This is a genomic window from Curtobacterium sp. MCBA15_004 (assembly GCF_001865055.2).
GTDB lineage: Bacteria > Actinomycetota > Actinomycetes > Actinomycetales > Microbacteriaceae > Curtobacterium.
On the sequence record NZ_CP126266.1, the window covers coordinates 2,351,873 to 2,365,557 of the forward strand.

Consider the following 13,685-nt stretch of genomic DNA (forward strand, 5'->3'; position numbering starts at 1 on the left):
GCACGCGTGGTCCCGTGGCTGCGGGATCACGCACCCGTCGCGATGAAGACGGTGGAGGTCAGACCCGAGCCGGCGTCCGCCTCGACCGTGACGTCGCCCTCGTCCGGCGTGACGTAGCACGCCTCGCCCTGGCGGAGCAGGGTCGCCGAGGTCGCGCCGACGAGCGTCACCACGCCCGCGGTGCACACCGCGATCGACGGGCCCGAGAGCGGGGCGACCCCGCCCGTGGCGAGCCCGACCGGACGGCCCTCGCCCGTGACCCGCAGGAGCGCGAAGCCCACGCCGTCCGGGGCGAACCGGTCGACGCCCGGCGCGAGGTGCTCGGGTTCGAGCAGCGGCGCCGGGTGCGCGGTGAAGTCGAGCACCCGGAGGAGTTCCGGGACGTCGACGTGCTTGGGGGTGAGCCCACCGCGGAGCACGTTGTCCGAGGGGGCCATCAGCTCGATGCCGAGGCCGTCGAGGTACGCGTGGACGTTCCCGGCCGGCAGGTACATCGCCTCGCCCGCGGGGAGCGTCACGCGGTGCATGAGCAGGGACACGACGACGCCCGGGTCCCCCGGCCAGGTCGCCGCGAGGTCCCGGACCGTGCGGGTGTTCGGGGTGTGCGCGTCCTCCGGCAGGGCCGCGGCGAGGTCGCTCGCGGCCTGCACCACGGCGAGCGCCGACGCGTCCGCGGTCTCGAGCCAGCGCACGGTGTCCTCGAGCCCGTGCGCCAGGTGCACCAGGAGCGGACCGAGCCGACCGGTCCCGCCGTCGAGCGCCTCGACGTCGGCGACGGTGTCGGCGACCGGCCGGAACCCGCTGAGCGCCTCGAACCGCTCGCTCAGGGCGACGACGAGCTCGGGCTTCGGGAACGGGTCCTTGTAGTTGCGCGCGGGGTCGTCGAGCGGGATGCCCGCTGCCTCCTCGCGGTCGTAGCCCTCGCGCGCCTGCTCCGGCGTGGGGTGTGCCTGGAGCGAGAGCGGTGCCGCGGCGGCGAGGAGCTTGAGCAGGAAGGGCAGGCCGGTGCGGTCCGGTCCGAGGGCGTCCTCGGGCTCCGCGGCGATCCACTCGCGCAGGGTGTCCGCGCCGCCGACCATCGCCGGGTTCACCACCACGCTCGGGCTCCCGGCGTGCGCGCCGAGCCAGAGCTCGGCCTGGGGCGCTCCGGTGACCGTGCGCCCGAGGAGTTCGGGGATCGCGGTGGTCGATCCCCAGGCGTAGTCGCGCGGGGTGTTGGTGATGCCGAGGAACATGCCCCGAGCGTACCGGGACGCCCCGACCGCCCGACGAGCGGCGGTAGCCTGTCGCCGTGACGAACACCTGGCCGATCGCCCGCGGGACCGTGTCCGAGCGCGAGGCGTTCGCCCTCGCCGTCGCGGTGGTCGGCACCCTCTTCGCCGGCGACGCCGTGCCGAACGTGCTCACCTGGTACGGGGCCGCCGCCGTGTGGGCGCTCGAGGCGGCCTGGGGCGTGTCGGTCGTGGTCCGCGCACGGCCCCCGATCGCCCGTACGCCCCGGTCGCTCTGGTTCTTCCTGGCGTGGTGCCTCGTCACGGTCGCCTGGTCGCACTGGCGCCCCGCGACGCTCGCGAGCATGGTCGCCCAGGTCGTCTGCGTCGTGGTGGCCTTCGCGATCGCCTCGACCCTGAGCTGGCGGCGCCTGCTCGACGCGGTCTCGGTCGCGATGCGCTGGGTGCTCGGCCTGTCGCTCGTGTTCGAGGCGGTCGTGGCGGTCGTGGTGCGGCACCCGATCGCGCCGATCTGGACGGACTACGGCGACCGGAAGATCCCCGACGCCTTCTACTTCTCGCGCGCCGAGCTCCTGACCGGCGGGCGCATCCAGGGGCTGCCGGGCAACGCCAACCTCCTCGCGATGGTCGCCCTGCTCGCCGCCGTCGCGGTCGCGGTGCAGCTCGCCGAGGGGCGGATCGGCCGGTCCCGCGGGCTCGTCTGGCTCGCGCTCGCGGTCGTCGTGCTCGGACTCACCCGTTCGTCGACGGTGCTCGTCGCGGCCGTGGCCGTCGTGCTGGCCGCGCTGGTGGCGGTGTGGCTGCGCCGGGTCCCCACCGAGCGCCGGACGCCGCGGTACCTCCTGCTCGCGGTCGCCGCCGTGGTGGTCGTCGCGGGTGGGGTCGCAGCGCGCAGCGCCCTCACCGGCCTGCTCGGCAAGACCTCGGACCTGACCGGGCGGGGTGAGATCTGGGACGCCGTGCTCGGCCTGGTCGCCCGGCACCCGGTGGTCGGGTCGGGGTGGATCGGCTACTGGTGGCCGAACATCCCCGAGCTCGCCGACATCGCGCACCGCAACGGCGTCACCTACCTGCAGGCCCACGACGCCTACCTGGACGTGTGGATGCAGACCGGCGTCGTCGGCCTGGTGCTGTTCGTCGCCTACGTCCTGACCACCCTGCTGCGGTCGTGGTCGAGCGCCACCCGGGTCGCCTTCGGTCCGGACCTGCGCCCGCGGCCGTTCGACCCGGTGTCGCTCTTCCCGCTGCTCGTCGTGGTCGCGCTGCTCGTGCAGTCGGTCGCCGAGTCCCGCCTGCTCTACCAGGGCAACTGGGTGCTGTTCGCGGTGCTCGCGGTCAAGACCCGGAACGTGCTCGTCGGCGAGGAGCCGGCTTCGGTCGGCGACGGGCCGCGCACGCCGCGGGCCGCACGCGCCTTCCGTCAGGCCGGAGCGCGCTGACCGCGAGCGCGGCACGGGCGAGGGCCCGAGCACCGAGCACCGAGCACCGAGCACCGAGGCCAGGACAGGCCTTGCCGGTCCTGGCCTCGCCGGGCCCCGCCGGGCCAGGACCGGCCAGGTCAGGTCGTGCCAGGGACGGTGCCCGTCAGCGGTCGACGACGACGAGCACGCACGGCACGCTCGTCTGCCAGACCCGGTCGAGGGCCTTCGGGGCGTTCTGCACGACCGCCGCGCCGGACGGGTCGGCGCGGCAGAGCGCCGTCTGCTGCTCGAGCTGCGGGCGCCACGCGGGTCCGTCGCTGCGGTAGGACAGCCCCGGGGCCGCCGAGCCGACGGCCGCCGCGACCACGACCGCGATCGCACCCCAGCCGACGACCGCGGCGACGATGCGGAGCACACGGTTGCGGTCGACCAGCCGCAGCGCGCCGGACCGCAGGGCCGGTCGCGGGCCGATCAGGACCGCTGCGGCGACGACGAGGGCCGCGGTGAGCAGCATGGCCGCGGGAGCCGCGTACCGCGTCGGGGCGCTCATGGTCGCGGCGAACAGGCCGTTCGGCTGGCTCCACCCGCGGTCGCCCGAGCTGTTGGCCTCGAGGGCCGCGGTCCAGGTGCCGACCGAGCCGACCACGAGCGCGACGATCTGGACGCGTGCGCGCCAGGACCCGGCGACGAGTCCCCCGACCAGCACGACGGCGATCCCGACGATCGGCACGAGGAGGACGACGGGGCCGTGCGCGATGACGGCGCCGGCCACCCGGAACGACTCCTTGAGGAACGTGCCCGCGAGCGGCTCGAACAGGTAGCCCTGCACGACGTCCGCGACGGCGGGGTTCCCGGCCGCCGTCGGACGGTCGGTGGTGAGCGCCGTGACGACCTGCATCGCGAGCCCGACGACGGTCACGACCGTGACCGGCAGCGCGGTGAGGACCCGTCGCCGGGCCCCCTCGTCCTCCGCCGTCCGCGGCGTCCGCCACCACGCCACGACCAGGAGCGGCACGAACAGCAGCGTCTGCGGTTCGGTGAGCACGGCGACGGCGGCGAGGACCGCGACCGCGGCGGACGCCCACCAGGTGCGGACCCGGGCGGTGAAGAGCCACGGCACGAGCAGGAGCATGAACCAGTGCAGGTTCGCGGCGTTCCCGAGCACCTCGATCGGCGCGATCGGCACGATGACCGGCACCACGGCGAGCACGAGCCGCAGCGGCCACGCCGGCACGACGTCCTTCGCGAGCACGAAGACGGCGGCGCACACGATCCCGGCGATCACGCAGCTGGCCCCGGAGACCGTGACGGCGTACTGCTCGATCGGCCGGTGCACGGCCAGGTCGGCGACGAGCCGCGGCAGCAGGTGCAGGTAGCCGGCGTACGGGTGCAGCAGCGACCCCACCGAGCCGTAGCGCAGGTGCTCGGCGAAGAACACGTCGCCGTCCTCGGCCCACACGGTGGCGCGGGCGACGGGTCCGAGCCGGTACCAGGCGTACGCGGTCGCCAGGACGGCCACGACCACGGCGGCGAGGGTGGTCGTCAGGGTCTGCTGCGTGCGCTTCATCGACGATCGAACATAGTCGCGATATTGCATCCCGCTATATCGACGCTCCGCGATGCCCCGCCGCGTCCGCGGCCCCGGCGTCCGTCGGAACCTCGCAGAGCAGTGCGAGAGGATGGGACCGTGACGAACATCAGGGTGGGCAGGCGGGCGCTCGCGCGCCGCTACCTGTCCGCCTGGATCGGGTTCTCGGCGGGCGGGCGGTTCAGCCAGGCCCTCGCGACCGTGATCGTCCTGTTCGCGTTCGGGGAGCCGACCGTGCGCGTCCTCGTCGGGAGCGCCGGCACCTGGGCCGTGCTCGTCACGCTCGTCGTGCTCGCCGGCCTGAGCCTGCTCGGACAGCGCTACCGCATCGAGTGGCACGGCGTCCTGCCGCTCTCGCTCCTGGCGCTCGTCGGGTACTGCGCGCTCAGCGTGCTCTGGAGCCCGTACTCCTGGGTGGCGCTCCGCGGCTTCGTGGCGATGGTCGGCTTCGTCGGGCTCGGGCTCTACCTGGCGCTCGGCCGCGACCTCGTGCAGGTGATCCGCGCCGCGGGCGACGCCTTCCGCATCCTGCTCGTCGTCGCACTCGGGCTCGAGGTGCTGTCCGGGCTCGTCCTCGACGTGCCCTTCCCCGCGTTCGACATCCAGGGCGCCATCGCGTACGGCGGTCCCATCCAGGGCATCGGCGGCACCCGCAACTTCATGGGCTTCGTCGCCGCGGTGGCGCTGGTCACCTTCGTCGTGGAGTTCCTCACCCGCTCCGTGACGACGTGGCGTGCCGTCGCGTCCACCGCGCTCGCGGTGATCGCCCTCATGCTCGTGCAGTCGCCGATCACCGGGCTCGCGATGATCGCCCTCGCCGTGACCGCGCTCGCCCTGTGGGCGCTCCGGCACGCCCGGCCCCGCACCCGGCCGGTGGCGAACACCGTGCTCGGCGCGGTCGTGGTCGGCATGGCGGTCGTGGGGGTGATCGCCCGGCACCGGATCCTCGCCGAGATCGGGGCGGCTGGCGGCAGCGCGACGCGGCTCCAGCTCTGGCAGCAGATCCGCGTGCTCGTCGACCAGTACCCGGTCCAGGGATGGGGCTGGGTCGGGACCTGGCCGCACGAGGCCGTCGTGCCCTACTCGACGTTCATCGGGCCGACGGGCGAACGCTTCACCTCCGGGCTCAACGCGTTCGTCGACGCGTGGCTCCAGATCGGGCTCGCCGGCATGCTCGTCCTGCTCGCCACCGCCCTGCTCGCGTTCGCCCGGGCCTGGGTCACCGCGACGACCTTCCCGGGGGTGGCGTACGTCTGGCCGGCCGCGATCCTCGTGCTCCTCGGGGTGACGAGCACCGCCGAGAGCTACCTGCTGCACGGGGCGGGGCTCATGCTCTTCACGACCGTCCTGGTGGTCGCGGCGCGCCGCCGCTCCTGGCGGCGGCACCTGCCGCGTCCCGACCACCCCGCCTGACCGCGCGCTCCGGTGGGTGGTCGCGACCACCCACCGGCCGGGAGGCGCGACACCGGTCCGGCACCGTGCCTCCCGTCCGCTGGTGGCGACCACCCACCGGACGGGAGGCGCGACACCGGTCCGGCACCGCGCCTCCCGTCCGTCGCGTCCCACGACCGCGACGGTGGCGGGTACCGTGTCCGGGTGCACCCCCGACTTCCTGAACGTCTCGCCATGTGCGTGGTGGCCGCCGTCCTGACCGTGCTGAACCTGCTGCTCAAGCTGCCGTGCACGGACACCGCGCCCTCGGTGTTGCCCCGCGACGCCGTGGTGTCGCGCTTCGGCTGCTTCTCGGACGTCGAGTTCCTGTGGGACGTCCGGCAGCTCGCCTCGCACGTGTTCCCGTACGTCACCGGGTCGGACATCGGCAACGGCACCGTCGAGTACCCGACCCTGACCGGCGTCTGGATCTGGCTGACCGCGCTGCCGGTGGACACGGCGCGGGGCTTCCTCGTCGTCACGGCGGCCGTCGCGGTCGTGATCGTCGTCGTCGTGACGCTCCTGCTCGCCCGCATCGCCGGGCGCCGCGCCTGGATCTGGGCGGCGACGCCCCCGCTCGCGCTCTACGCGGTCTCGAACTGGGACCTGCTTCCGGTGGTCTGCACGGTCGTCGGTCTGGTCGCCGTCGTCCGTCCGCCCGCACGCTGGTCCACGACCACCCGGTACGCCGTGGCGGGGCTGGCCTTCGGCCTCGGCGGCGCGTTCAAGCTCTACCCGCTGATGTTCCTCGCCCCGCTGGCGATCGCGGCGCTGCTCGACCGCGACGTCGCCCTCGCCGCGCGCGTCAAGCGCACCGTCGCGGCACTCGGCAGCGGGATCGGGGTCGTCCTCGCGGCGAACGTGCCGTTCGCGCTGATCAACCTGGACGGGTGGCTCTCGGTGTTCCGGTTCCAGGCCGGCCGCCCGATCAGCCCGTCGACGATGTCGATCTGGTTCTACGGCCTGATGCCCTGGTCGATGGCCCCGGAGGGCTCGTTCCAGACGCTGATGGGCACGCTGTCCACCGTGACGACCGCGATCGGCATCCTCGCGGTGCTCGTCGTCACGGTCGTGCTCGCGCTCCGCCGGGGCACGACGCCGTGGATCGAGTCGGCGGCCGCACTGCTGGCCGTCTACATGGTGTGCAACAAGGTCGCCTCGCCGCAGTACGTGCTGTGGCTGCTGCCGTTCTTCGTCGTCGTGCGGATCGGCGGGTGGTGGATCGCCGCGTACCTGGTCGCGGACATCTGCGCGTTCGTCGGGTTCTTCCGCAACACGTTCTACATCGCCGTCGGCATCGGCACCTCGACGTGGGCGAACCAGGCGATGGCGGTCGGCATCTGGGGTCGCGCGGCGCTGCTCGTCGCGTTCGCGGTGGTGTTCTTCCGGGTCGGCAGCGTCGCGACCGACCGGCCGGGTGCGCGGCCGGTGGCCGACGGGACGCCCGGTGCACCCGAGGCGCGCGGTGGGCACGGTGCGCCCGGTGCTTCCGGTGCTTCCGGTGCTTCCGGTGCTTCCGGTGCTTCCGGTGCTTCCGGTGCTTCCGGTGCTTCCGGTGCGTCCGAGCGGGTGTCCGACCACGCGGCGGACGGCGTGCCCGTCGGCGTGTCCGGTCGTGCCGCTGGCGACCGCGACGACGACGCCACGGTGCACCCCGCGTGACGGTCCCCGGCGCGCCCGGCGGCTCGCCCGCGGTTGGTAGCATCGTCGGCATGTCCCTGCTCCAGCAGACGCTCATCGTCATGCCCGCGTTCAACGAGAGCGCGGTGGTCGGCGACGTGGTGCGCGAGGTCCAGGCAGCGCTGCCCGGGGCCACCGTCCTCGTCGTCAACGACGGTTCGGCCGACGACACGGCCGCGGTGGCGCGACGTGCGGGCGCGACGGTCCTCGACCTGCCGTTCAACCTCGGCGTCGGCGGCGCGATGCGCGCGGGCTTCAAGTACGCCGTCGCGAACGGCTTCCGCTACGCCGTCCAGGTCGACTCCGACGGTCAGCACGACCCGTCCGGCGTGCCACAGATCCTCGACGCGCTGCAGCGCAAGGACGTCGTGATCGGCGCGCGCTTCGCCGGCGTCGGCGACTACGAGACCCGCGGGCCGCGCCGGTGGGCGATGGTCGTCCTGGCGTCGGTCGTGTCCCGCATCGCGGGCACGAAGCTGACCGACACCACGTCCGGCTTCCGGGGCGCCGGTCCCCGCGCCCTCGAGCTGTTCGCCGAGCACTACCCCGCCGAGTACCTCGGCGACACGGTCGAGTCCCTCGTGCTCGCCGCCCGCGCCGGCTGCTCGATCGAGCAGATCCCGGTCGCGATGCGCGTCCGGGCCGGCGGAACGCCCTCGCACGCGCCGTTCAAGGCGATGATCTACCTCGGTCGTGCCGCGATGGCCCTCGTCGTCGCCCTGTGGCGCCCCCGACTCTCCCTGCGCACGGTGGAGGTGCCCGGCTCGTGAACGTCACCACCTACGTCTTCGGCATCGTCGTCGCCCTGCTCGTCCTGGTGGCGGTCGTCGAGCTGCTCCGTCGTCGCCGGCTCCGCGAGCGCCACGCGCTCTGGTGGATCGTGGCCGGCGTGGTGGCCCTCGTCGTCGCGGTCTTCCCCGGGCTGCTCGTCGGGACCGCCGCCGCCCTCGGCTTCTCGGTGCCGACGAACCTCGGTTTCTTCGTCTGCCTCGTGCTGCTCTTCATGGTGTCGGTGTCGCAGAGCGCCGAGCTCACCGTGCTCGAGGACAAGACCCGCGTGCTGGCCGAGGAGAGCGCCCTGCTCGAGGAGCGGATCGGTCGGCTCGAGCGCCGTGCCGCCGGAACCGTCCCCGCAGACACCTCCGCACCGGTCGCGGCCGGCCCCGCCGCGGCTCCCGTCGCCGGGTCGCCGTCCGTCACCCGTGAGCGCGTCGCGCTGCCCGCCGACGCACCGACCGGGCACGCGGGCACGGACCACGACGCATGACCGCGCCGGACGTCACCGTCGTCATGCTGGCGTACGGTGACGAACCCGTCCTGCACGCCGCCGTCCGCTCGGTGCTCGACTCCGAGGGCGTGGACGTCTCGATCGTGCTCGTCGACAACGGGTGCACCTCGGACGCCGTGCGGACCCTGCCGGACGACCCCCGTCTGACCGTCCGCACGCCGGACGAGAACCTCGGATTCGCCGGCGGCGTCAACCTGGGTGCCGAGGGCGTCACGACGACGTACCTCGGGCTCGTGAACTCCGACGCCGAGGTCCGGCCCGACGCCCTCGCCGCACTCGTCCGGGTGGCGGCCCGCCCCGACGTCGGCATAGCGAGCGGCAGCATCCGGCTCGCCGACCGTCCCGACACCATGAACTCCGCGGGGAACCCGGTCCACGTGGTCGGCCTCAGCTGGGCCGGCGCGTACGGCGAGCCCGCGAGCGCGCACACCACGGAGCAGGACATCGCGTCCGCGTCGGGTGCGGGTCTGGTGCTCCGGCGCGAGCTCTGGGAGCGTCTGGGCGGGTTCGAGGACACCTACTTCGCCTACCACGAGGACGTCGACCTCAGCTGGCGCACCTGGCAGCTCGGGCTCCGCGTGGTGTTCGTCCCCGACGCGGTCGTGCTGCACCACTACGAGTTCAGCCGGAACGCCCGCAAGATGTTCCTGCTCGAGCGCAACCGCCGCATCTTCCTGACCACGCTCTACGGCCCGCGCCTGCGAGCAGCCACCGCGTTGCCCGCGTGGGCGATCGGGCTCGCGATGGGACTCGTCGCCCGCGCGCAGGGATGGGGTCCGCAGCACCACGAGGCCCGGCGTTGGATCCGCGACAACCGGCAGTGGCTCGTCGAGCGCCGTGCCCGGGTCGAGGCCGCGGCCGTGGTCGACGACCGCCGCATGGCGCGCCTGCTCACGGCGACGCTCGACCAGCAGGTGTTCCCGCTCCCCCCGGGTGCCGGGGTCCTGCAGGCAGTGATGCGCGCCTACTGGGGCGTCGTCCGCCGGTTCGTCTGAGTCCTCGCCGCGCGGGCTCGTCACCGCGGCACCGGCGCGTCCCCGCTACACCGGCGGGCCGTCACTGCGCACCGGCGGGGAACCGTCGGCGTGCACCGGCGCGGAAGCGTCCCGCCGGTGCCGGATCAGTCCCGCCGGACCGCTCCGGCAGGTCCGGCCCGCAGGCCGACCACGACGAGCGCGACCAGGCTGACGACCGACCCGACGACGAAGCCCGTCGTCCCGGCGGTCAGCGGCGACGCCGGGGCCGCGAGCAGGATCACGACGACGCCGACCACGAGCCCGGTGAGCGACGCCACCGCGACCTCGCCCGAGCGCCCCGCGGCGAGCAGGAACGCGGCGGGGACGAGGGCGATCGTGAAGACGTACACGCCGACGAGCAGCCCGCGCAGCACCGGCACCGCGGCGACGCCTTGCTCCGGGTAGAACAGCGGCATGACGATCCCGGCGAGGGCCGCGACCGCACCGAAGAGCACCAGGCAGCCCGCCGCGAAGGCCAGGAACACCCCGAGCCGGCGCCGGTCGCGCAGGGAGCCGTTGCCCGCCTCGTGCGCGAAGGCCGGGACGATGATCTGGCTGACCGCCTGGCCCACCATGGAGGCCGGGGTCGCGATCGTGAAGGCCGCCGCGTAGACGCCCACCTGTGCCGGCGCGGCGAACACCTCGGCGCTGATCATCGCGAGCTGCAGCAGACCGTTCGTGGCGAGGCCCGCGAGGACGTTCCACGCGGCGAAGGACAGCACGCCCGTCCGGGGCAGCTCCGTCGCGCCGCTGACACCCGTCGGCCAGCAGAGCACCGCGAAGACCGTGTACCCGAGGGAGATCGGCACGAGGACGAACGCGTCCGCACCGAGGGCGAGCACGACCACGAGCCCGGCGACGGACAGCACGCCGGTGCCGACGTCCGCGATCCCGACCCGACGTGCGCGGCCCCGTCCGAGCGTGCCGGTGCGGGCGTACGCGTAGGCCCCGTACCCGGCGACGGCCCAGGCGGCCGTGGCGGCGAGCACGCCGTCGTGCGTCCACCCCCACGCGACGGGGACCGCCACGGCGCCGAGCACCACGACCGACACCGCCCAGGTGCGGGTGAGGAGCCGCACGACCGCGCGGTCGTCGTGGCCCCGCGCCACCGCGAACGCGATGAACCGGCTGGCGGCGTTGCCCGCGGCGGTGGGCCACACGAGTGCGGCGAAGATCGACAGGGACAGGATGGCGCTGACGTGCCCGAGGTCGGCGGACCCGAGCGCCCGGCCGATCAGGACGGTGTACGCCAGCCGGGCCACGCCCTGCGCGACGATCCCACCGGTCGACCACGCAGCGGACCGTGCCAGGTTGCCCGTGGTCGCGATGACGGGCGACGCCGGACCGGTCTCGCCGGGAACGCTCACCGACGCCCGCGGAACCAGCGCTGCACGCCCCACTGGGTCACGCGCAGCATCGCCTCGACGATCACCGAGCGGTCCATCTTCGAGGTGCCCAGCACGCGGTCGCGGAACTGGATCGGCACCTCGACGATGCGCCCGCCCAGGTCGTGCACGCGCAGGGTCATGTCGACCTGGAAGCAGTAGCCCTTGGAGTCCACCCCGGTGAGGTCCATCCGGCGGAGGACGTCCGCGCGGTACACCCGGTACCCGGCGGTGACGTCGTGCACACCGACGCGGAGCATGAGCCGGGCGTACAGGTTCGCCGTCCGGCTGAGCAGCTCACGGCGCTTCGGCCAGTCGACGACGGAGCCGCCGCGCACCCAGCGCGACCCGATCGCGAGCTGGACGTCGTCGGCCGGGGCGTCGGCGACCGCACGGAGCAGCGCCGGCAGCCGGTCGGCCGGGTGCGACCCGTCCGCGTCCATCTCCACGAGCAGGTCGTAGCCGCGCTCGAGACCCCAGCCGAAGCCCGCCACGTAGGCGGTGCCGAGGCCGAGCTTGCCGGTGCGCCGCATCAGGTGCAGCCGGTCGTCCGTCCGCGCGAGCTCGGCCACGCGGTCGCCCGTGCCGTCCGGGCTCGCGTCGTCGACCACGAGCACGTGCGCCTGCGGTGCGTGCTGGTGGATGGTGGCGATCGCCGTCTCGATGTTCTCGACCTCGTCGTAGGTCGGGACCACCACGAGGGCGCTGGGGGCGGACGCGTCGTCCTGGTGTTCGGCCACTGTTCGGTCCGCTCCTTCGTCGATGTACGCCGAGTGATCGTAGCCGACGGGCTCTCGGCGGCCTACCGTGCGTCCGCGGGTCGGCTCGATGCGCCGGGCCCGCACCGCCCGCCGGGACGGGGGTCGAGGACCCGTCGCTGCTAGAGTTCCGCGTGGCCCGCGACCGGTGGGCGGACGGCGGGGACCGCCGGGTGAGGAGACACAGGAACACCGATGACGGGAACCACGCTCGGAGCGACCGACCGGACCCGCGCCACCGGCGCCCGACGCCCCGGGTGGCAGGTGTTCCTGATGGCGTTCCTCGTCATCGCGGCGATGGCCGGCAGCTGGGCGATGACCAGCCCCCTCGAGTCCGCGCCGGACGAGCCCGCGCACACGATCCACGCCGCGGCCGTCGTCCGCGGGGAGTTCGTCGGCGCGAAGTCGTCGGTGCAGCGCGGCGCGAGCGACGTCGAGGTGCCGGCCTGGGCCGCCCAGACGACCGACCTCGCGTGCTTCGCCTTCGACCCGGGCATCGCGGCGAACTGCCAGAAGCCCGTCACCGAGTCGGACGCCGAGCGGACCGCGACGACGAGCGCCGGGACGTACAACCCCGTCTACTACGCGGTCGTCGGCCTGCCCTCCCTCGTGCTGGACGGCAAGGCGGCCCTCTACGCGATGCGCGGCACCAGCCTGCTCTGGTGCTCCGCGCTCCTGGCCCTCGGCGTCGTCGCGCTGGCCGGGCTCCGGGCACGGACGTGGGCCCTCGGCGCCTTCGCCGTCGCCGTGACGCCGATGGTGCTGTTCATCCTCGGCTCGGTGAACCCGAGCGCCCTCGAGATCTCGGCCACCGTCATGCTCTTCTGCTGGCTGACGCGCATCGCCGAACGACGGGCACCGCGGGTCGCGCCGTCCCACGCCGCCGCGGTCGCGGTCTCCGGCGCACTGCTCGCGAACACGCGCAGCATCGCCTTGCTCTGGCTCCTCCTCGTGGCGGTCGCCACGCTCCTCGACCTCCGGCTCCTGGCACGACTCGTGCGGGACCGTGCCGTGTGGATCGCGGCCGCCGTGCTCGCCGTCGCCGCGATCGCCGGCCTCGCGTGGACCCTCGGCAGCAACAGCCTCGGTCCGGGCATCCCCTACGTCGGTGCCGGGACGAGCCACCTGCGCGGGTTCGTGCACATGTTCGCGCTGACGTTCCAGAACTCCGACGGCTACATCGGCCTGTTCGGCTGGATCGACACCCCCGCTCCCCCGTCCACGGTGTCGCTGTGGGGCGGGCTGATGCTCGCGCTCACGATCGGGGCGCTCGTGTTCGGCCACGGCCGTCGCCGGCGCGGTGTCGCGCTCCTGGCGGTCGCGATGGTCCTCGTCCCGCCGGTCGTGCAGGGGTTCGCGGTCACGGAGTACGGCTACATCTGGCAGGCCCGCTACGTGCTCGCCCTCCTGGCCTGCATGGTCATCGCGGCCGGCGTCACCCTGGACCGCGCGTTCCCGACGGCGTTCTCGAACGCCCGGGTGCGCTGGCTGTTCGGCCTCATGCTCGCCACCCTCGCCGTCCTGCACGTGCACAGCTCGATCTGGGCGCTGAAGCGCTACGTCGTCGGCGCGCACCTCGGCTGGCGCGCCATGGTGACCGAGCCGCAGTGGCAGCCGCCGCTCGGCTGGCCGGTGTGGGTCGGGGTGCTCACGCTCGCGGTGATCGTCGGGGGGTTCCTGCTGATGCGGGCCGCGGCCGCCCCCGTGGCACCGCTGCCGATCGACGGCGACGGGGTCGTCGACGACGACCGCCCGCTGGGCACGGGCACGACCACCACGACCGCTGCGTCCGCCGAGGACGACGCCACCGCGGACACCGCTCCCACGCGGATCGTCACCGCTGACGGGACCGCACCGGGCCACGAGGCTCGCTGAGCCTCGGACGA

General features: G+C 74.0%; 11 protein-coding genes. 7 read left to right on the forward strand and 4 right to left on the reverse strand.

Annotated elements, in window-relative coordinates:
• Nucleotides 1-26: 26 nt before the first annotated feature.
• Nucleotides 27-1,235, reverse strand: a complete 1,209-nt coding sequence (gene manA, locus QOL16_RS10920) for a mannose-6-phosphate isomerase, class I (protein ID WP_071285135.1) — start codon at nucleotides 1,233-1,235, stop codon at nucleotides 27-29.
• A 56-nt stretch (nucleotides 1,236-1,291) separates the two neighbouring features.
• Between manA and QOL16_RS10925 the strand changes: the two genes are divergently transcribed.
• Entirely contained in the window at nucleotides 1,292-2,671 is a 1,380-nt protein-coding gene (locus QOL16_RS10925; RefSeq protein WP_071285134.1) for an O-antigen ligase, read from the forward strand.
• 145 nt (nucleotides 2,672-2,816) lie between these two features.
• Here QOL16_RS10925 and QOL16_RS10930 read toward each other — a convergent pair whose 3' ends face one another.
• Entirely contained in the window at nucleotides 2,817-4,220 is a 1,404-nt protein-coding gene (locus QOL16_RS10930; protein ID WP_071285133.1) for a hypothetical protein, read from the reverse strand.
• A 120-nt stretch (nucleotides 4,221-4,340) separates the two neighbouring features.
• Here QOL16_RS10930 and QOL16_RS10935 point away from each other — a divergent pair, with 120 nt between their 5' ends.
• The 5 genes from QOL16_RS10935 (at nucleotide 4,341) to QOL16_RS10955 (ending at nucleotide 9,635) form a co-directional block, all read left to right on the forward strand.
• Nucleotides 4,341-5,654 (forward strand): O-antigen ligase family protein, encoded by a 1,314-nt coding sequence (locus QOL16_RS10935; RefSeq protein ID WP_139197499.1) that lies wholly within the window; start codon nucleotides 4,341-4,343, stop codon nucleotides 5,652-5,654.
• Nucleotides 5,655-5,867: 213 nt separating this feature from the next.
• Nucleotides 5,868-7,334: a hypothetical protein gene (locus tag QOL16_RS10940; protein ID WP_305410840.1), complete on the forward strand. Its 1,467-nt coding sequence runs from the start codon at nucleotides 5,868-5,870 to the stop codon at nucleotides 7,332-7,334.
• Nucleotides 7,335-7,384: 50 nt separating this feature from the next.
• Entirely contained in the window at nucleotides 7,385-8,122 is a 738-nt protein-coding gene (locus QOL16_RS10945; RefSeq protein WP_065960675.1) for a glycosyltransferase family 2 protein, read from the forward strand.
• Nucleotides 8,119-8,619, forward strand: a complete 501-nt coding sequence (locus tag QOL16_RS10950) for a DUF2304 domain-containing protein (RefSeq protein ID WP_071285286.1) — start codon at nucleotides 8,119-8,121, stop codon at nucleotides 8,617-8,619. The genes QOL16_RS10945 and QOL16_RS10950 overlap by 4 nt, the downstream gene beginning before the upstream one ends.
• Complete coding sequence (locus tag QOL16_RS10955; protein ID WP_071285284.1) at nucleotides 8,616-9,635, forward strand: glycosyltransferase family 2 protein; 1,020 nt, start codon at nucleotides 8,616-8,618, stop codon at nucleotides 9,633-9,635. The genes QOL16_RS10950 and QOL16_RS10955 overlap by 4 nt, the downstream gene beginning before the upstream one ends.
• A 125-nt stretch (nucleotides 9,636-9,760) precedes the next feature.
• On the opposite strand, the gene QOL16_RS10960 is transcribed toward QOL16_RS10955, so the two are convergent.
• Entirely contained in the window at nucleotides 9,761-11,023 is a 1,263-nt protein-coding gene (locus tag QOL16_RS10960) for a lipopolysaccharide biosynthesis protein (protein ID WP_175473139.1), read from the reverse strand.
• Nucleotides 11,020-11,781 carry a polyprenol monophosphomannose synthase gene (locus QOL16_RS10965; RefSeq protein ID WP_216093102.1) on the reverse strand — a complete coding sequence of 254 codons (762 nt, stop codon included), beginning with the start codon at nucleotides 11,779-11,781 and terminating at the stop codon, nucleotides 11,020-11,022. Before QOL16_RS10965 ends, QOL16_RS10960 begins: the two co-directional genes overlap by 4 nt.
• 213 nt (nucleotides 11,782-11,994) lie before the next feature.
• Between QOL16_RS10965 and QOL16_RS10970 the strand changes: the two genes are divergently transcribed.
• Nucleotides 11,995-13,674 (forward strand): DUF2142 domain-containing protein, encoded by a 1,680-nt coding sequence (locus QOL16_RS10970; protein ID WP_071285280.1) that lies wholly within the window; start codon nucleotides 11,995-11,997, stop codon nucleotides 13,672-13,674.
• The last annotated feature ends 11 nt before the right edge of the window (nucleotides 13,675-13,685 follow it).

Bases quoted from the DNA above. Each gene is read 5' to 3' on its own strand.
- QOL16_RS10955 (WP_071285284.1), top strand. From the start codon at position 8,616: ATGACCGCGCCGGACGTCACCGTCGTCATGCTGGCGTACGGTGACGAA.
- QOL16_RS10930 (WP_071285133.1), bottom strand. From the start codon at position 4,220: ATGAAGCGCACGCAGCAGACCCTGACGACCACCCTCGCCGCCGTGGTC.
- QOL16_RS10970 (WP_071285280.1), top strand. From the start codon at position 11,995: ATGACGGGAACCACGCTCGGAGCGACCGACCGGACCCGCGCCACCGGC.
- QOL16_RS10940 (WP_305410840.1), top strand. From the start codon at position 5,868: ATGTGCGTGGTGGCCGCCGTCCTGACCGTGCTGAACCTGCTGCTCAAG.
- QOL16_RS10945 (WP_065960675.1), top strand. From the start codon at position 7,385: ATGTCCCTGCTCCAGCAGACGCTCATCGTCATGCCCGCGTTCAACGAG.
- manA (WP_071285135.1), bottom strand. From the start codon at position 1,235: ATGTTCCTCGGCATCACCAACACCCCGCGCGACTACGCCTGGGGATCG.